Source organism: Tenacibaculum caenipelagi (genome assembly GCF_004363005.1).
GTDB lineage: Bacteria > Bacteroidota > Bacteroidia > Flavobacteriales > Flavobacteriaceae > Polaribacter > Polaribacter caenipelagi.
Genome location: NZ_SNYH01000002.1, coordinates 111,574 through 128,202, shown reverse-complemented (window position 1 = coordinate 128,202; position 16,629 = coordinate 111,574). Strand labels below are relative to the sequence as shown.

Genomic DNA, 16,629 nt, shown 5'->3' with positions numbered 1-16,629 from the left:
GACGACAAGAAATCAAAAATGTTACGTTAGATGAATTAGTTTTCTAATTATTGAAAGCGCTAAACTTATTCCTTTTTCTTTCCAAAAAGTCTATTGAAAAAACCTTTAATTCCTTTTTCTTTATAAGGAGGACAGTCGATTGAAGAAGAAATTTCTTCTGGAAAATCAAATGAGGCTAGGTATTTTTCTCTCAGTTCAGGATTATTTTCTATTTCCTTAAGTATGTTAGCTACTATAGGTAAGGCTAAAGAAGAACCCGAGCCATTTCCGCTGGTAAAGTGTATGTCGTTTTTAGAAGTCCCAACCCAAGTTCCGAGAACAATGTTAGGGGTGTAAGCCATAAACCAAGCATTGGTATAATCTTGTGCGGTACCTGTTTTACTCGCTAGTGGACTTTTAATTTTATAAGTGCTTCTTATTTTAGAACCCGTTCCCTGTTCCACGGCTTGTTGTAAAATAGTTGTCAAGGTTTGTGTGCTTTCTTCTGTGAATACTCTTTCAGTTTTTTGGGCTGCGCTTTCATAAATGATGTTTCCTTCCTTATCGGTAATTTTATGAATCATGTACAAATCATTCATTTCACCATTATTGGCAAAGGCACCGTAAGCTCTGGTTGCTTCAAAAAGAGACAAATCTAAAGTTCCTAAAGCAATAGAAGGAGCGTCTTCAGTAATTTCAGTAATTTCTGGGAATAGTAACTTTTCACAAGTATCAATCAACCACTCTTTTTCTAGTTTAAAATATAGGTTTACACTAGGAATGTTCATGGACTTTATCAACGCATACCACATGGCAACTTTTTTATCAGGAGTTGAGCTATGGTCAGCATTTTGAGGTTTCCAGTTATCGTATTCTGAATACGTTTTTTCTTCGTTATCAAAATAATCACACGGTGAAATTCCATTTTCTAAAGCTGTAGCGTATAAAAACGGTTTAAACGCAGAGGCTATTTGACGATGCGATAAGACCATGTCAAAAGGAAGCGTAGTAAAATTATTTCCACCTACCCAACTGATTACAGCTCCGTTTTTCGGATTCGTAACCAAAACAGAAGCATTCAACATTTTGGCATAATGCCAAAGACTATCAATCTTGTTGCCAGTAATAGTTTTGCTACTGTCCCAATCAAATAACTTCAAAGTTCTGTCTTGTTTATCTTTTGCTGTAAACTGTTGTTTTTTTAGCCATCTGTGTTTTAAATTATTTGATTGTAGTTCTTTGTCTAACTGTTTTTGTTTTACGATGAGCTGTTCTTTTGCAGCTTTCTCTGCAATTTTTTGAATATCATAATTCAGTGTTGTGTGGATTTTTAAACCGTCTGTTTCTAAATTATAGTTGCTGTTTGAAGTTTCATTGACGGTTTTTATGAGTTCTGTAGCTTTTTTCTTTACCTGATAGTTAAAATAACCAGCTGTTACATTTAAGTCGAGATTGTTATAGTTAAGTGTAACGGGTAATTTTTGCAAACTATCGGTTGTTTGTTTGCTTATATAGGCTTCGTTTTTCATTAATTGAAGAACAGTATTGCGACGTTTTTTAGCATTTTCTGGGTTTAATCTCGGATTGTAATAGGTATTAGCTTTTAACATACCTACAAGTACCGCTGATTCTTCGATGTTTAACTCGCTGACTGATTTGTTAAAAAATCGATTGGCAGCCGATTCTACCCCGAAATTATTTTCACCAAAAGGAACCGAATTTAGATACAGTAGCAAGATCTCATCTTTTGTGTATAAATTTTCCATTCGACTGGCGATGATGAGCTCCTTAATTTTATTTATTGGCATGCTTAAAAAACCGTGATACTGTCTACCATAGAGATTCTTAATCAATTGTTGGGTAATGGTACTTCCTCCTCCACCTGAGGCATCTCTTAGTAAAATGCTTCTAAAAAAAACACGAGCATAACTTTGACCATCGTATCCGTTATGTGAGTAAAATCGTTTGTCTTCTGTAGCAATGAGTGCTTCTTTTAAGTGATTGGGTATCTGTTCTAATTTGACATTTGTTCGGTTTTCTGCAAACACTTTCCCGATAATGATATCGTCTGATGAATAAATTAGAGAAGCTTCTTCATTGATGATTGATGTCAATTCTTCTTTGTTAGGTAATTTACCAAACACTTCAAAATACACTAAAGAGAATAACAGTATTACAGAAAGAACCCCAAAAAGAATTAATCCTGTTATACATTTTAACACTAAGGTTAGTGTCTTTTTCTCTTTAAGTTGAAGCTGTATTTTGTTAATTATTTTCATCATACTATGAAAACGGATTCTGATTGGTGAAATTGTGAAAGTACCTGTAGTGCTATAATTTATCAATTAATCCTTTAAAGAGCGTAATCATTTTCGGTTCAGATTTACCAGCAACTTCAATAATTTCGCTAATATCTACTGGGTGTAAATTTTTAGGGTCGCATTCGTCGGTTAATACCGAAACTGCAGCGCACGGAATATTGAGTTGTTTAGCTACAATGATTTCAGGAACTGTACTCATTCCAACAGCATCGACTTCTAATATTTGTAACATTCGGTATTCGGCTCTAGTTTCTAATTGAGGTCCCACAACACTAGCATAAACACCTTCTTTCAGGTCGATATTGTTTGTTTGAGCGATTTCTTTCAATTTAGCATTCAATTTTTTAGAATACGGTTCTAACATGTCGGCAAAAATATTTCCGAATTGGCTAGCTCCTTTAAATGCTAGAGGAGAACTTCCTTGCAAGTTCAAGTGGTCGTCAATTAGCATAATATCTCCTTTTTTATAAGAAAGATTGATAGCGCCGGCAGCATTTGAAACTAATAAGGTTTTAATTCCTAAAACGTGCATGGTTCTAATTCCGTAGGTTACTTCCCATAAGTTGTAACCTTCGTACATATGAAAACGACCAGACATTACCAGTACTTTTTTCCCAGATAAGATTCCGTAAATCAATTTTCCTGAATGGGATTCTACTGTAGCTTGAGGAAAATACGGAATTTCTGCATACGTTACTTCTTGTTCAATAGTAATTTCATTGACTAGTTTGCCTAATCCTGTTCCTAAAACAATTCCAATTTCTGGATTTGTAATGCCTTTATTTTGAAGAAACTCTTTAGTTTCTTGTAATTGTTGTTTTTTCATTGGTATAGTGAAGTGATCTTATTTTAAGATTAATCACAAATGTACATTAACTTTTTTGGAACTGTAGAGGGTTTGTTTTGTGGAGGCTTAAAGAATAAAAGGAGGGGATAAAAACAAAAAAAGCCTTAACAAATAAATGTTAAGGCTTTTGTACTGAAGGCGGGACTTGAACCCGCACGGGCATTACGGCCCATTGGATTTTAAGTCCAACGTGTCTACCAATTCCACCACTTCAGCATATGTGGTTTGTTAATGACTACTTTTAAAATGAAACCTCACTCATACAAGTGAGGTTTCTTGGTACTGAAGGCGGGACTTGAACCCGCACGAGCATTACGGCTCATTGGATTTTAAGTCCAACGTGTCTACCAATTCCACCACTTCAGCATACTCTCTTTAAAAAGGATTGAGCGAAAGACGGGATTTGAACCCGCGACCCTCACCTTGGCAAGGTGATGCTCTACCCCTGAGCTACTTTCGCGTAGTCATTTTTATTTTAATGAACGTGCATTACTGCGAATGCGGGTGCAAATATAACACCATTTTTTTAATTACAAAGCAGTTTTTAATTTTTTTCAATTTTAATTCCAATAAAATTTTATGGTGGTTCAATAAGAATGAAATATCTTTGCAGAAATTTTTTAAAAATAGAAGTGAATTCCGTTTCATCTGTACATAAAAAAACCTCGGTAAAGACAGTTATTAATGACTTTAAGCAACTAACGAAAGTAGGATTGTCTGTCAGTGTGGTTTTTACTTCTATAACAGGGTACTTGTTAGGAGCTGATACTATTAATTATACTACAGTTTTATTATTAGCTTTAGGAGGGTATTTAATGGTGGGAGCTTCAAATGCATTTAATCAGGTTATTGAAAAAGATATTGACGCGGTGATGCAACGTACAAAAAATCGCCCGTTGCCTTCAGGGAGAATGTCAACTACCACAGCTTTAATTATTGCTACACTATTTACAATTGCAGGAATAGCTATTTTATATGCTATTGATCCGAAGTGTGCGTTGTTTGGCGCGATATCTATCTTTTTATATACGAGTGCTTATACCCCATTAAAAGCGGTAACACCCTTGGCAGTTTTTGTAGGAGCCATTCCTGGAGCCATTCCTTTTATGTTAGGTTGGGTTGCAGCAACAGGTAAATTTGGTATTGAAGCTGGATTTTTATTCATGATTCAGTTTTTTTGGCAGTTTCCACACTTTTGGGCTATAGGTTGGTTACAGTTTGAAGAGTATAATAAAGCAGGATTGCATATGCTTCCTATGGATAAAAAAGACAAAGGAGCAGTAGTGCAAATTATTTTTTACACCTGCATTATGATGTTAATGTCTATAGCTCCTGTGCTAAAAGTAACAGGTGATTTGTATATATATCCAGTAACAGCAGTTATCATCCTATTGTTAGGGTTGCTAATGTTGTACTATGCAATACAATTATATAAAACAGAGAAGAACACCGATGCTCGTAAGTTAATGTTGGCAAGTGTTTTTTACATTACAATAGTACCCATTATATATGTGGTAGATAAATTTTTACATTAATGAGTGAACAAAATATACAAGAGGAGTTAAAAGTAGCCAAACGTAAATCGGCAAAACCAATGTTATGGATTGCTATGATTAGTATGGTTATGTTTTTTGCAGGATTAACAAGTGCTTATGTAGTAAGTATGAATCGTGAAGATTGGATAACTTTCGATTTACCTCAGGCATTTTATATTAGTACGGTGCTAATTGTTTTAAGTAGTATTACATTGTTTTTCTCTCAAAAGTTTTTAAAGAAAGATAATTTACAAGGGTCACTTACCTTATTGTTACTTACTTTAGTGTTAGGTTTAGGCTTTGTGTTGTATCAATATATAGGGTTTAATGAGTTGAAGGCAGCAGGCTTGTATTTTACAGGACCAGAGAGTACAGTATCTACATCTTTTATAATAGGGATAACATTTATGCACGTTTTACACCTCTTAGCAGGTATTATTGTGTTGTTAGTCGTTATTTATAATCATTTTAAAAAGAAATATTCATCAACCGATATGCTTGGGTTTGAACTGGGTGCAATCTTTTGGCATTTCGTAGATGTATTATGGATTTATCTATTTTTCTTTTTCTATTTTATTAGATGATGAAAAATGCGTAATTTTGGCGCACTGATTTAACAAAAATTAACAAAAAGAGATTTATGGGAGCAAATATTGCTGTAAATTCTGACAAAAAAGAAGCCTGGGGCGGAGGTGGCGCAAAGCCATTTGGAGCTAGTTATGGTAAAATGATGATGTGGTTTTTCATCTTATCAGATGCATTAACTTTTTCAGGTTTTTTAGCGGCCTATGGTTTAACACGTTTTAAATTTATTGACTCTTGGCCAATTGCCGATGAGGTATTTACACACTTTCCAGGATTGCATGGGGTGCACGCACCAATGTACTATGTAGCATTAATGACATTTATTTTAATTGTATCGTCGGTAACTATGGTGTTAGCGGTAGATGCTGGTCATAAAATGCAACAAAAAAAGGTTGCTTGGTATATGTTTGCAACTATTATTTTCGGTATCATTTTCGTTGGATCACAAGCATGGGAGTGGAAAAACTTTATTAGTGGTTCTTATGGAGCTGTAAAAACTACTGATAATCATATTTTACAATTTGTAAAAGACGGCCATCAAATAGCTTTAGCTGATTTCGTTCATAACGAAAGAAAAGATGATAGAGTTCAGCATCAAAGAGAAAACGGATTATGGTTCGAAAAAGAAGCATCTATTTCTCAATATTCGGTAGCACAAGTTCAAGAAGCATTTAAAAATGATCCTTCGTTATTAATTAGAACAGAGCAATTAAATCCTGAAACAAAACAAAAAATAGTTTTATCAAGAGAAGAAAGTTTAGCTCAATTAGCTAAGGCTAAAATGGTTGTTGAAGGGGCAAATTTACATGTGAATGAATACGGGAACCCTATTTTCGCAGATTTCTTTTTCTTTATTACTGGTTTTCACGGATTCCACGTATTTTCAGGAATTGTTATCAATATTATCATTTTCTTTAACGTTGTGTTAGGTACGTATGAGCGTAGAGGACACTACGAAATGGTAGAAAAAGTAGGTTTATATTGGCACTTTGTAGATTTAGTTTGGGTATTTGTATTTACCTTCTTCTACTTAGTATAATCAAAAAACGAGATTAAAATGGGTCACGCACACGAATCGAATACAAAAAGAATTTGGATTGTTTTAGCAATCTTAACAATAGTAACAGCAGGAGAGGTTGCCTTAGGTATTGTAAGACCAGGAGGATTAGTTTTTAATAATTTCTTAGGAACAAGTTTATTAAACTGGATATTTATTATTTTAACCTTAGTTAAGGCATATTATATTGCTTGGTCTTTTATGCACCTAGAAGGTGAGAAAACATGGTTTAGACGCTCAATTGTTTGGACAGCAGTATTCTTAATTTGTTACTTAGTAACCTTAGTATTAATAGAAGGAGGTTACTTATACGATACACTATCACCATTAGTAAAATGGTAGTTACATTAAAATAGAGAAAAGAGGTGGTGTTAAAACCACCTCTTTTTGTATTATAACTTATAATAAAATGAGAATACAAAAAAAGTATATTGTACTGTTTGCACTATTTATAGTGCCATTGTTGTTTTATATATTTTTATCATTAGGAATTAATAATTTTGCAAAATTACCTGTGCTTACAAAAAATGTAATTGATGTTTCATCAATTAGTAAGCAGCATCAGTTTAATAAAAGAATAACAATCGTAACTTTTTTAGGAACCAATGTAGAACAGGTAAAAGGAGAGTTGTTTAACCTTAATGAAAAGATATATAAACCTTTTTATGGGTTTAAAGATTTTCAGTTGATGGTTATTGTTCCAAAAGAAGTAGAAGAAGATGTAAGAAAGCTTCAAAAAGAAATAGGAGCCTATACAAATATGATCAAATGGAATTTTGTTCTTGCTGATAGACAAGAAATAACAACACTATACAATAGTTTTAACACCAATCAATCGTTAGATGCTAGTTTACATTCATCAAAAGCATTTATAATTGATAAAGATGTTAATTTAAGAGGTCGTACTGATGATGAAGATAGTGCAGATGGTAAACTGTTTGGTTATGATATGCAGTCTGTGGCTAACCTTAACAATAAAATGAAAGACGATGTAAAGGTTGTGTTAGCTGAGTATCGTTTGGCATTAAAGAAGAATAACGCTGATAGAGAAATTTAAGAATAATTAAATTATGAAAAAACAAAATTATTCATACGTAGGTATTTCATTTATAATATTACTTTTTGGTATTTATGCCATACCTAAAATTATTGCACATTTTCAAACAGCAAACCTACATAAGTTTAATAAAGTTCCTGATTTCGAATTCATCAATCAAGACGGAAAAACAATTACAAACAAAGATTACGAAGGTAAAGTATATGTTGTAGAGTTCTTTTTTGCTACTTGCCCGACTATTTGTCCGTTAATGAATAAGCAAATGGTTGAGATTCAAAATGAATTTATGGGGAATCCTAACTTCGGAATTGCTTCGTTTTCTATTACTCCTGATATTGATACACCAACACAACTTAAAGAGTATGCGAAGAATAATGGAATTAACCATATAAACTGGCATTTGTTAACAGGGAAACCTGATGATGTGGTATATGATTTATCAAATGAGGGGTTCAAATTATATGCAGGAAAAGGAGAAGTAAGTCATGGTGGATTTGAACATTCTGGACTGTTTGCATTGGTAGATAAGGATGGATATATTCGTTCGCGCTATGATGAACATGGTAATCCAATCATGTATTACAGAGCGTTAGATGAACATAATTTTGGCAATCAAATCCAAGAGCTAAAAGAAGATATTAAGTTATTATTGAAAGAATAATCAATGAGTACAGACGAGAAAAAATATAAAAAGTTTATTACGATTGTATCTATTGTTATACCTATAGCAGTAGCTGCTTTGTTTGGAATAAAAATCCCTAATGTAGAACCATTATCATTTTTACCTCCAATTTATGCAAGTATAAATGGGTTAACAGCAGTTTTGTTAGTGGCTTCAGTTATAGCAATTAAAAATGGGAAAAGAAAAATACACGAACAATTAAATACTACGGCAATAGTATGTTCTGCATTGTTTTTGGTAATGTATGTAGCATATCATATGACTTCTGATTCTACTAAGTTCGGAGGAGAAGGAGTAATTAAATATGTGTATTTATTTATTTTAATAACGCACATCTTATTGTCTATAGTAATTATTCCGTTTGTGCTAATTACATTTATGAGAGCACGTTTAGGAAATTTTCCTGAACACAAAAAAATAGCCAAAATTACATTTCCCTTATGGTTGTATGTTGCGGTAACTGGAGTAGTAGTATATTTAATGATATCGCCTTATTATGTGTAAAAAAGTTTTATTATATCTGTTTTTAGCTTTTTCATTAAATACTTCAGCACAATGTGCAATGTGTAAGGCTGTTGTTGAAGGAGGAAACGAAACTATAGCTGAGGGAGTGAATAATGGAATTACTTATTTAATGGTGTTCCCTTATATCTTGGTTGGAGTACTTTTCTATTTTATATATCGACATAAAAAGAAGACGAATAGCTAAATTAATTATTTAAGAATATTTTTTGTAACATATTGTTTCTTTATTCGTCATATAGGAGCGGTTATAAATAATTAGTTGTTTTTATACAGTAAATTATTAAACTGTTTATGGTTTTTTCTAATTAACAGAAAAGTAATATATTTCATTTTTAGAAATAACTAACTAATAATTTTTAAACAAAAAAATATTCATCTTTTGAAGACAAAAATTGCATTATTTACGGCTATACTTACTTCTGTAGCTGTTTTTTCTCAAAAACAATGGACCCTTAAAGAGTGTGTAGATTACGCTTTAAAAAATAATATAACAGTTAAACAAAATCGTTTGAGTGTTCAACTTGCAGAAAAGGATGCTGAAATAGCAAAAGGAAATTTTTTACCAGATTTAAGTGCTTCTGGTAATAGTTCTTTAAACTTTGGTTCTTCTATAGGGCAAAATGGAACAAGGGTTTCTGCAGATAACTTCAGATTAAGTGGTAGTTTAAGATCTTCTACTACGGTATTCAATGGATTTAGAAATTTGAATACATATAGACAAGCTAAATTAGGAATTAAAGGGAGTGAGTTAGACTTGGAGGTGATTGAAAATGATATAACTTTAAATGTTGTTAATACATACCTAAATGTTTTGTTTGCTAAAGAGAACTTAAATGTAGCAAAAGTACAAGCAGAAATTAGTGCAAAACAAATTGAAAGAGCAAAGGCTCAATTTGAAGGTGGCGCAATTCCTAAAGGAGATTTATTAAATGTACAATCCACAGCAGCTACCGATGCTCAAAATGTTATAACACAACAAAATAATTTAGATTTATCTTTATTGAATTTGTCACAATTATTACAGGTTTCCTCTGATAGTTTTGATGTAGCTAAGATTGAAGTTGATACTCCATCAGTAGCGTTGTTATATAGTGATTCAGATGTGGTTTTTAATAAAGCTATAAGTAACAGAGCGGAAATAGCAAAGGCTGAGTTAAATGTAGAAAACGCAGATTTTGGGATAAAAATAGCAAAAGGTGCTTACTTACCTACGTTGTCATTTGACGCAAGTGCAGGAAGTTCATATCAGCATTTTTTTAATGATGCTTTTTCAAACACGTATCTTTTTAAGCAAATAAAAGATAATATGGGATATGGTTTAGGTTTGTCTCTTAATATTCCAATATTTAATCGCTTTCAAACAAAAAACAGAGTAGCTAAATCTTTTATCAGTAAAGAGCAATCGGAGTTAGCATTAGAAAATGAAAAATTAAAATTGCAACAAACTATAGAACAAGCCTTTTTAGATGCTAAAGCAGCAGCTAAAGCTTTTGATGCAGCACAGATATCATTAGAAGCACAGCAAGAAGCTTTTAAGAACGCACAGGTAAGCTATGATTATGGATCAATGACTCAGTTTGATTTTGATCAAGTGCGCAACCGTTTGGTTAATGCTGAAGGAGCAATGATTAGGGCTAAATACGATTATGTATTTAAAACAAAAGTATTGAAGTTTTACTATGGAGAATCGATAGTAGACTAAACAAAAGAAATATTTATTGTTGGAAGAACCTGGTTAGACTTTTGCTAACGGGGTTTTTCTTTGCTGAGGATCTACAAAATAGTTAAACAATTTTATATAAAATGTATCTTTGCCAAAAATAATTTTCAGTTTGGCAACAATCTTAAACATAGAAACGGCAACAAAAAATTGTTCGGTTAGCATAGTAAAAAATGGAATGACTGTAGCAATACAAGAGTTAAACGATGGTAATTATTCTCATGCTGAAAAACTACATCCATTTATTCAGCAAGTAGTTGAAGAGGCAAAAGTTTCCGTTAATGAAATAGATGCTGTTGCAGTAAGTAAAGGTCCAGGTTCTTATACAGGATTGCGTATAGGAGTTTCTGCAGCAAAAGGTTTATGTTTTGCTTTTGATAAACCGTTAATTTCTATTGAAACGTTACATTCTTTAGCGCATCAAGTTACTGTTGAAGAAGGGGTGATTGTGCCAATGTTAGATGCACGCCGTATGGAAGTGTATGCTACTGTATATAATTCTAATTACGAACAAGTAAGAGGGATAAAAGCTGAAATTATTGATAAGGATTCTTTTAAAGAGTATTTGTCAAAAGGAAAAGTTTATTTTTTGGGTGATGGAGCAGAGAAGTGTAAAGAAGTTATTATACACGAAAATGCGGTATTTGTTGACGGTAAGTATCCTTCAGCAAAAGAAATGGCACAATTAAGTTTTGAGAAATATAAAAAAAACGACATCGAAGATGTCGCTTATTTTGAACCTTTTTATTTAAAGGATTTTGTAGTAACGCCAGAGAAAAAACGTTAGCCTTGTTTTTGGATTTCTACAGAATGAGGGTATGGGATTTCTATTCCTGCCTTATCTAAAGCTATTTTAGTGTTTTCGGTTATATCAAAGTAAACATTCCAGTAATCTTCAGTTTTACACCAAGGTCTTACTGCAAAATTCACTGAACTGTCTGCCAATTCAGATACATTTACTGTTGGTGCAGGATCTTTTAAAACTTTAGGATGAGAAGTTGTTACATTCATTAATACTTCTTTAGTATGTTTAATATCGGCGTCGTAAGATACACCAAAAGTTAGGTCTACCCTACGAGTTCCTTCCGAAGAAAAATTAACAATATTTCCGTTAGATAAAGCCCCATTAGGAATAATTATTTCTCTATTGGATAAGCCAGTAAGTTTTGTTGTGAAAATTTCTATTTCTTTAACAACACCAATTTCTCCTTGAGCTTCAATTAAATCACCAACTTTAAAAGGTTTAAATAGCATAATTAAAACACCGCCTGCAAAATTACCTAAAGAACCTTGTAAAGCTAAACCAACAGCTAAACCTGCAGATGCTATAATAGCAGCAAAAGAAGTGGTTTCAATACCTAGTTTTGCTATAACAGTAATTATTAAAAGAATTTTTAATGTCCAATGCAATAAGTTAGTTAAGAATTTCTGTAGTGTAATATCTACATCTCTTTTAATCATTATTTTTTTGGTAGCTCTAAGAATTAAGCCAATAATGTATGAGCCGACAATGTAAATAAGAATTGCCATAATGGCTTTTGGAGCATAGGTAATTGTTAAATTTTGAAACTTTTCTAAGTATTTTTCCATTTGTTATGGTAAACTTTAATTGTTAATAAATGATTTTATAGCAGTAGTTTGTTTTTGTTACAGCATCATAGTAATGAATGCTATTAAAGCAGGGATAGATTGAATGACAAAAATACGAGGTTTTTTTGCAGAATAAGCGCCATAAACCCCAGCTATAAATACGCAGCTTATGAAAAATATAGCGACATCTGTTTTTTGAGATATGATTGACCAAAGTAGACCAGCGACAAGAAAACCATTGTAAAGTCCTTGATTAGCGGCAAGAACCTTTGTTTCTTCAGCAAACTCTTTTGATTTTAATCCAAAAGTCTTCATGCCCTTGGGTTTAGTCCATAAAAGCATTTCTAAGATAACGATGTAAACGTGAATTAAAGCGATTAAAATTAAAATAATGTATTGTATTTTATTCATGATTGATGGATTAAATTGTAAAAATAAACGGTTTTGATAACTAATAAAAGCTAAGTTAATAGTGTATAAATATAAGTTTTTTAAAAAGTGTTTTTTAGTAGATAATAAGATGGTTAATTTTCTAATGTTAAATTAATGTTATCAAAACGTTTCAAATATGTAAAATTTTAATTATATTTGGGTAGTCGAGTATTAACATTAAAAGATTTTTGGATATGAAAAGATTAATCATAGCTGCTTGTATTTTATCAGTATCACTATTGCAAGCTCAAGATATTACACCAAAGTATGAAAAAGCTGGAGATTTAGTGAAAGCTACTTACTTTTATAAAGATGGAAAAATCAAAGAGCAAGGTTTCTTTAAAAACAAGAAGTTAGAAGGTACTTGGACTACTTTTGATGAAAAAGGAAATAAAACAGCCATTGGGCACTATGAAGCAGGAAAGAAAGTTGGGAAATGGTTTATGTGGCAAAAGGATGGCTTAAAAGAAATAGATTTTAAAGACAATGCTATAGCAAGTGTACAAACTTGGAAAGAAGAAACTAAAATGGCTATCAAGTAAGTTGGTGTTTGAACTAAAATATATAAGAACCGAGTAAAATTTTTACTCGGTTTTTTATTTCCTGCCAAAATCAGCGGGAATTTCTCCCCAAGCTTTGGTCTCCCACTTTAAAAGTGGATTTTTAAAGGAGTTTTCTTGCAGCCATTTTTCAGCGCGTTTAATCAAATCTAATATTTCTTTGTTTGAGCTGTCAAAAACAATATTAGTTCTGCATTGTTTTTGTTTAACCCATCCCATGGCTATTTTTGAATCGGAATAAATAGGGCAGGTGTCCATTTTTTTGCTTTTTAATAAAGCAATTCCATGCACAAGAGCCAAAAACTCTCCTATGTTATTGGTTCCGTTTTTAAAAGGACCCATTTTAAAAATTTCCTTTTTATTGTGAGTTAGTACACCTCTGTATTCCATTAGTCCAGGATTCCCAGAACAAGCAGCATCAACAGAAATACTTTCTAATACAGGAGTACCATACTTAGCCTTTTCTTTTGCAGATAAAGTAGGCTTTTTAGTGTTTTTTCCTTTGTATTCGTCGTAGCTTTTGCTCAGTGCTAGTTCGGCTTCTTTTTTATCAGTAAAAGCTTTGTATTGTGCCCCAGTGAAACCGTCAATTTGTTTTTTACAGGCATCCCAAGACGAAAAAACTCCCGTTTTTTTACCTTTCCAAACGACGTAATATTTTTTCTTTTTACTCATTTTGTAAAATAACCTCTTCAATCACCTTTGGAAAATGTTTGTATTCCAATTCGTGCACTTTTTGAGCAATAGTTTCAGAGGTGTCTTCAGAGGAAATAGAAGTTTTTGCTTGAAAAATAACAGCACCTTCATCGTAATTCTCATTTACATAGTGAATAGTAATTCCTGTTTCGGGGTCATTATTTTCTTTTACAGCATTATGCACATGCATTCCGTACATTCCTTTTCCACCATATTTTGGTAATAAGGCAGGGTGGATATTGATAATTTTATTAGGAAAAGCAGCTATAATTTTAGCTGGAACTCGCCATAAAAAGCCCGCCAAAACAATAAAATCGGCTTCTGTTAGTAAAAAATTAAGTACGGTGTCATCATTTATAAAGCTATCTTTATCAAATAAAGAAGCATCAACCCCTAATTTTTCACAACGGTCAAAAACTTTAGCTTTTCCGTTATTAGACAACACATGAGTAACAATTGCTGTTTGAGTTGATTGGAAGTATTTAATAATATTTTCAGCATTACTGCCTGAACCAGAAGCAAAAATTACGATGCGTTTCATGTTAAATTATAGTAGTTATGTTACTACAAAAAAAAGAATAATTATTAACAATGATGGTATTTGTAGTAAAATATTCAGGTATTTTTTTTAATTTAGACATCACATTTTTGTGCAAAAGTTAGAATTAATAACTAAGATTTGTATTTTTGCCACGATTTTAAATTTTAAAACAAACAAATTATGTCAGACATTGCATCAAGAGTAAAAGCAATTATCGTAGACAAATTAGGAGTAGACGATAACGAAGTAACTAACGAAGCAAGCTTCACAAACGATTTAGGGGCAGATTCTTTAGATACGGTTGAGTTAATCATGGAATTCGAAAAAGAATTTGATATTCAAATTCCTGATGATCAAGCAGAAAACATTGGTACTGTAGGTCAAGCGATTAGCTATATTGAAGACGCAAAAAAATAAGATTATATGCAATTAAAACGAGTTGTAGTAACTGGACTTGGCGCATTAACGCCAATAGGAAACAATAAAGAAGAGTATTGGAATAGCTTGGTTAACGGAGTTAGCGGAGCAGCACCTATAACGTATTTTGATGCTGCCAAGTTCAAAACTCGTTTCGCATGTGAACTTAAAAACTTCGACGCGACCGAATTTATCAATAGAAAAGAGGCGCGTAAAATGGATAGATTTACGCAATATGCTATGATTGCTTCTGATGAGGCAATAGTTGATGCTAAACTAAATTTAGACGAAGTTAACAAGTTAAGAGTGGGTGTTATTTGGGGAGCTGGTATTGGAGGCTTAGAAACATTCCAAAATGAAATGTTAAACTATGCTGAAGGTGATGGTTCACCTCGTTTTAACCCATTCTTTATTCCTAAGATGATTGCAGATATTGCGCCAGGAAATATTTCTATTAAAAATGGATTTATGGGGCCTAATTATACTACGGTATCTGCTTGTGCATCATCTGCAAATGCAATGATTGACGCATTAAACTATATTAGACTAGGTCATTGTGATGTAATTGTAACGGGTGGTAGTGAAGCCGCTGTTACTCTTGCTGGTATGGGAGGTTTTAATGCAATGCATGCTTTATCAACCAGAAATGATAGCCCAGAAACAGCTTCAAGACCTTTTGATGCTGAACGAGATGGTTTCGTTTTAGGTGAAGGAGCAGGAGCTATTGTTTTAGAAGAATATGAACATGCCAAAGCTCGTGGAGCTAAAATTTATGCTGAAGTTATAGGTGGAGGATTGTCTTCGGATGCCTACCACATGACAGCGCCTCATCCTGATGGGTTAGGTGTAATTGCTGTAATGAGGAACTGTCTTGAAAATGCTGGAATAAAACCAGAAGACGTAGATCATATCAACACTCATGGTACTTCAACCCCCTTAGGAGATGTTGCAGAGTTAAAAGCAATCTCTGAAGTTTTTGGAGATCATGCTAAAAACATTAATATCAATTCAACAAAGTCTATGACAGGGCATTTGTTAGGTGCTGCTGGAGCTATTGAAGCTATTGCTTCTTTATTGGCAATGGAGCATGGTATTGTTCCCCCAACGATTAATCACACTAACGTTGATGAAAGCATCAACCCTGAGTTAAATTTAACACTAAATAAAGCTCAGAAAAGAGAGATTAAAGTTGCAATGAGTAATACATTTGGTTTTGGTGGTCATAATGCTTGTGTAGCCTTTAAAAAACTAGATTAATCTTATATGAATTTTTTTCGTAGAATCGTCAAACCCCAAAATGCTGAAGACGAAGCTTTTTACTACGAATTAAAAGAGTTACTTAATTTTAAACCAATTAAGTTATCTTATTATAAAAAAGCGTTTACGCATAGATCCTTAAAATTGACCGATAGTAAAGGGAATCCTGTTAACTACGAGCGATTAGAGTTTCTAGGTGATGCTATTTTAGGTACAGTAATTGCGTCGTATTTGTTTAAAAAAGTACCTTACGGTGACGAAGGGTATTTAACTCAAATGCGCTCAAAAATTGTAAGTAGAGAACATTTGAATAGCTTAGGAAAAGACCTAGATTTAATTAGGCTTGTAAAAAGCAATATTTCAAAAGAAAACGTTAGCAATAATATCTATGGTAATATATTTGAATCTTTAATAGGAGCTATTTATTTAGATAGAGGTTATAACTATTGCCATCAGTTTATCTATGAACAAGTAATAATGCCTTATGTAGATATTGAAAGATTAGAAGGAAAAATATCAAGTTACAAAGGGTTTGTTATTGAATGGTGCCAAAAAAAGAAGAAAAAATATAAGTTTGAATCGTACGAAGATTCAGGTAATCAAAATAAAAAATACTTTAGCGTTCGTGTTAGCATTGATGGTAACATTGTAGCAAAAGGTCGATCTACTTCAAAAAAGAAGGCAGAAGAAATTGCAGCCAAGAGAGTGTATTATGCCATGCAAAACCAAATGGCAAATTCTTAACATATAAGCTCTAACGTTTTCATAAATTTTACATGCTATTTTAGATACATTCATTAATTTAGCAAAAAGCAAATTATTGTTTTT

General features: G+C 32.7%; 20 protein-coding genes and 3 tRNA genes. 14 read left to right on the top strand and 9 right to left on the bottom strand.

From position 1 onward, the window contains the following. Positions 1–65: 65 nt before the first annotated feature. The 5 genes from DFQ07_RS04125 to DFQ07_RS04105 form a co-directional block, all read right to left on the bottom strand. Positions 66–2,261: a transglycosylase domain-containing protein gene (locus DFQ07_RS04125; RefSeq protein WP_133535014.1), complete on the bottom strand. Its 2,196-nt coding sequence runs from the start codon at positions 2,259–2,261 to the stop codon at positions 66–68. A 49-nt stretch (positions 2,262–2,310) separates the two neighbouring features. After that, on the bottom strand, positions 2,311–3,126 hold the full coding sequence (locus DFQ07_RS04120; protein ID WP_133535013.1) for a purine-nucleoside phosphorylase: 816 nt from the start codon (positions 3,124–3,126) through the stop codon (positions 2,311–2,313). A gap of 151 nt (positions 3,127–3,277) precedes the next feature. Further along, positions 3,278–3,363, bottom strand: a tRNA-Leu gene (locus tag DFQ07_RS04115). 61 nt (positions 3,364–3,424) lie between these two features. Further along, positions 3,425–3,513 (bottom strand) — tRNA-Leu (locus tag DFQ07_RS04110). A gap of 22 nt (positions 3,514–3,535) precedes the next feature. Then, positions 3,536–3,607: transfer RNA gene (locus DFQ07_RS04105), tRNA-Gly, on the bottom strand. A gap of 136 nt (positions 3,608–3,743) precedes the next feature. Between DFQ07_RS04105 and cyoE the strand changes: the two genes are divergently transcribed. The 10 genes from cyoE (at position 3,744) to tsaB (ending at position 11,095) form a co-directional block, all read left to right on the top strand. After that, entirely contained in the window at positions 3,744–4,682 is a 939-nt protein-coding gene (gene cyoE / locus DFQ07_RS04100; protein ID WP_133535012.1) for a heme o synthase, read from the top strand. Then, entirely contained in the window at positions 4,682–5,266 is a 585-nt protein-coding gene (locus DFQ07_RS04095) for a cytochrome c oxidase subunit 3 (protein ID WP_133535011.1), read from the top strand. Before cyoE ends, DFQ07_RS04095 begins: the two co-directional genes overlap by 1 nt. A gap of 56 nt (positions 5,267–5,322) precedes the next feature. Further along, the gene (locus tag DFQ07_RS04090; RefSeq protein WP_133535010.1) at positions 5,323–6,306 is read left to right on the top strand and encodes a cytochrome c oxidase subunit 3; all 984 of its coding nucleotides are present in this window, start codon (positions 5,323–5,325) and stop codon (positions 6,304–6,306) included. Positions 6,307–6,324: 18 nt separating this feature from the next. After that, a complete protein-coding gene (locus tag DFQ07_RS04085) occupies positions 6,325–6,666 on the top strand; it encodes a cytochrome C oxidase subunit IV family protein (RefSeq protein ID WP_133535009.1) in 342 nt (113 codons plus the stop codon). Between the two features lie 67 nt (positions 6,667–6,733). Further along, positions 6,734–7,381 carry a hypothetical protein gene (locus DFQ07_RS04080; RefSeq protein WP_133535008.1) on the top strand — a complete coding sequence of 216 codons (648 nt, stop codon included), beginning with the start codon at positions 6,734–6,736 and terminating at the stop codon, positions 7,379–7,381. 13 nt (positions 7,382–7,394) lie between these two features. Continuing rightward, positions 7,395–8,042 carry an SCO family protein gene (locus DFQ07_RS15725; protein ID WP_208107670.1) on the top strand — a complete coding sequence of 216 codons (648 nt, stop codon included), beginning with the start codon at positions 7,395–7,397 and terminating at the stop codon, positions 8,040–8,042. A gap of 3 nt (positions 8,043–8,045) precedes the next feature. Then, positions 8,046–8,567 carry a DUF420 domain-containing protein gene (locus tag DFQ07_RS15720; protein WP_208107669.1) on the top strand — a complete coding sequence of 174 codons (522 nt, stop codon included), beginning with the start codon at positions 8,046–8,048 and terminating at the stop codon, positions 8,565–8,567. Then, on the top strand, positions 8,560–8,772 hold the full coding sequence (locus DFQ07_RS04070) for a hypothetical protein (protein WP_133535007.1): 213 nt from the start codon (positions 8,560–8,562) through the stop codon (positions 8,770–8,772). Before DFQ07_RS15720 ends, DFQ07_RS04070 begins: the two co-directional genes overlap by 8 nt. A 195-nt stretch (positions 8,773–8,967) precedes the next feature. Continuing rightward, positions 8,968–10,290: a TolC family protein gene (locus DFQ07_RS04065; RefSeq protein ID WP_133535006.1), complete on the top strand. Its 1,323-nt coding sequence runs from the start codon at positions 8,968–8,970 to the stop codon at positions 10,288–10,290. 130 nt (positions 10,291–10,420) lie between these two features. Continuing rightward, complete coding sequence (gene tsaB, locus DFQ07_RS04060; RefSeq protein WP_133535005.1) at positions 10,421–11,095, top strand: tRNA (adenosine(37)-N6)-threonylcarbamoyltransferase complex dimerization subunit type 1 TsaB; 675 nt, start codon at positions 10,421–10,423, stop codon at positions 11,093–11,095. Here tsaB and DFQ07_RS04055 read toward each other — a convergent pair. Together DFQ07_RS04055 and DFQ07_RS04050 are read right to left on the bottom strand one after the other, a co-directional pair. Further along, positions 11,092–11,898, bottom strand: a complete 807-nt coding sequence (locus DFQ07_RS04055) for a mechanosensitive ion channel family protein (RefSeq protein WP_133535004.1) — start codon at positions 11,896–11,898, stop codon at positions 11,092–11,094. The genes tsaB and DFQ07_RS04055 overlap by 4 nt on opposite strands. Positions 11,899–11,955: 57 nt before the next feature. Continuing rightward, positions 11,956–12,309 carry a DUF1304 domain-containing protein gene (locus tag DFQ07_RS04050; protein ID WP_133535003.1) on the bottom strand — a complete coding sequence of 118 codons (354 nt, stop codon included), beginning with the start codon at positions 12,307–12,309 and terminating at the stop codon, positions 11,956–11,958. A 215-nt stretch (positions 12,310–12,524) separates the two neighbouring features. Here DFQ07_RS04050 and DFQ07_RS04045 point away from each other — a divergent pair, with 215 nt between their 5' ends. Then, complete coding sequence (locus DFQ07_RS04045) at positions 12,525–12,872, top strand: toxin-antitoxin system YwqK family antitoxin (protein ID WP_133535002.1); 348 nt, start codon at positions 12,525–12,527, stop codon at positions 12,870–12,872. Positions 12,873–12,926: 54 nt separating this feature from the next. Here DFQ07_RS04045 and DFQ07_RS04040 read toward each other — a convergent pair whose 3' ends face one another. Together DFQ07_RS04040 and purN are read right to left on the bottom strand one after the other, a co-directional pair. Beyond that, positions 12,927–13,565 (bottom strand): ribonuclease H1 domain-containing protein, encoded by a 639-nt coding sequence (locus DFQ07_RS04040; protein WP_133535001.1) that lies wholly within the window; start codon positions 13,563–13,565, stop codon positions 12,927–12,929. After that, positions 13,558–14,127 (bottom strand): phosphoribosylglycinamide formyltransferase, encoded by a 570-nt coding sequence (gene purN, locus DFQ07_RS04035; RefSeq protein ID WP_133535000.1) that lies wholly within the window; start codon positions 14,125–14,127, stop codon positions 13,558–13,560. The genes DFQ07_RS04040 and purN overlap by 8 nt, the downstream gene beginning before the upstream one ends. Before the next feature lie 180 nt (positions 14,128–14,307). Here purN and DFQ07_RS04030 point away from each other — a divergent pair, with 180 nt between their 5' ends. Genes DFQ07_RS04030 through rnc form a run of 3 tightly spaced genes read left to right on the top strand, consistent with a single transcriptional unit; the run spans position 14,308 to position 16,545 of the window. Continuing rightward, on the top strand, positions 14,308–14,544 hold the full coding sequence (locus tag DFQ07_RS04030) for an acyl carrier protein (protein ID WP_028891431.1): 237 nt from the start codon (positions 14,308–14,310) through the stop codon (positions 14,542–14,544). A gap of 6 nt (positions 14,545–14,550) precedes the next feature. Next, positions 14,551–15,801: a beta-ketoacyl-ACP synthase II gene (gene fabF / locus DFQ07_RS04025; protein ID WP_133534999.1), complete on the top strand. Its 1,251-nt coding sequence runs from the start codon at positions 14,551–14,553 to the stop codon at positions 15,799–15,801. A 6-nt stretch (positions 15,802–15,807) separates the two neighbouring features. Beyond that, positions 15,808–16,545 (top strand): ribonuclease III, encoded by a 738-nt coding sequence (gene rnc / locus DFQ07_RS04020; RefSeq protein ID WP_133534998.1) that lies wholly within the window; start codon positions 15,808–15,810, stop codon positions 16,543–16,545. The last annotated feature ends 84 nt before the right edge of the window (positions 16,546–16,629 follow it).

Excerpts from the sequence above, each read along its gene's own strand:
- purN (WP_133535000.1), bottom strand. The coding sequence starts at position 14,127 with ATGAAACGCATCGTAATTTTTGCTTCTGGTTCAGGCAGTAATGCTGAA.
- DFQ07_RS04080 (WP_133535008.1), top strand. The coding sequence starts at position 6,734 with ATGAGAATACAAAAAAAGTATATTGTACTGTTTGCACTATTTATAGTG.
- DFQ07_RS04030 (WP_028891431.1), top strand. The coding sequence starts at position 14,308 with ATGTCAGACATTGCATCAAGAGTAAAAGCAATTATCGTAGACAAATTA.
- DFQ07_RS04045 (WP_133535002.1), top strand. The coding sequence starts at position 12,525 with ATGAAAAGATTAATCATAGCTGCTTGTATTTTATCAGTATCACTATTG.
- DFQ07_RS15720 (WP_208107669.1), top strand. The coding sequence starts at position 8,046 with ATGAGTACAGACGAGAAAAAATATAAAAAGTTTATTACGATTGTATCT.
- DFQ07_RS04040 (WP_133535001.1), bottom strand. The coding sequence starts at position 13,565 with ATGAGTAAAAAGAAAAAATATTACGTCGTTTGGAAAGGTAAAAAAACG.
- DFQ07_RS04055 (WP_133535004.1), bottom strand. The coding sequence starts at position 11,898 with ATGGAAAAATACTTAGAAAAGTTTCAAAATTTAACAATTACCTATGCT.
- DFQ07_RS04090 (WP_133535010.1), top strand. The coding sequence starts at position 5,323 with ATGGGAGCAAATATTGCTGTAAATTCTGACAAAAAAGAAGCCTGGGGC.
- DFQ07_RS04095 (WP_133535011.1), top strand. The coding sequence starts at position 4,682 with ATGAGTGAACAAAATATACAAGAGGAGTTAAAAGTAGCCAAACGTAAA.
- DFQ07_RS04125 (WP_133535014.1), bottom strand. The coding sequence starts at position 2,261 with ATGATGAAAATAATTAACAAAATACAGCTTCAACTTAAAGAGAAAAAG.
- DFQ07_RS04070 (WP_133535007.1), top strand. The coding sequence starts at position 8,560 with ATGTGTAAAAAAGTTTTATTATATCTGTTTTTAGCTTTTTCATTAAAT.
- DFQ07_RS04085 (WP_133535009.1), top strand. The coding sequence starts at position 6,325 with ATGGGTCACGCACACGAATCGAATACAAAAAGAATTTGGATTGTTTTA.
- DFQ07_RS04050 (WP_133535003.1), bottom strand. The coding sequence starts at position 12,309 with ATGAATAAAATACAATACATTATTTTAATTTTAATCGCTTTAATTCAC.
- fabF (WP_133534999.1), top strand. The coding sequence starts at position 14,551 with ATGCAATTAAAACGAGTTGTAGTAACTGGACTTGGCGCATTAACGCCA.
- DFQ07_RS15725 (WP_208107670.1), top strand. The coding sequence starts at position 7,395 with ATGAAAAAACAAAATTATTCATACGTAGGTATTTCATTTATAATATTA.
- DFQ07_RS04120 (WP_133535013.1), bottom strand. The coding sequence starts at position 3,126 with ATGAAAAAACAACAATTACAAGAAACTAAAGAGTTTCTTCAAAATAAA.
- cyoE (WP_133535012.1), top strand. The coding sequence starts at position 3,744 with ATGAAATATCTTTGCAGAAATTTTTTAAAAATAGAAGTGAATTCCGTT.
- rnc (WP_133534998.1), top strand. The coding sequence starts at position 15,808 with ATGAATTTTTTTCGTAGAATCGTCAAACCCCAAAATGCTGAAGACGAA.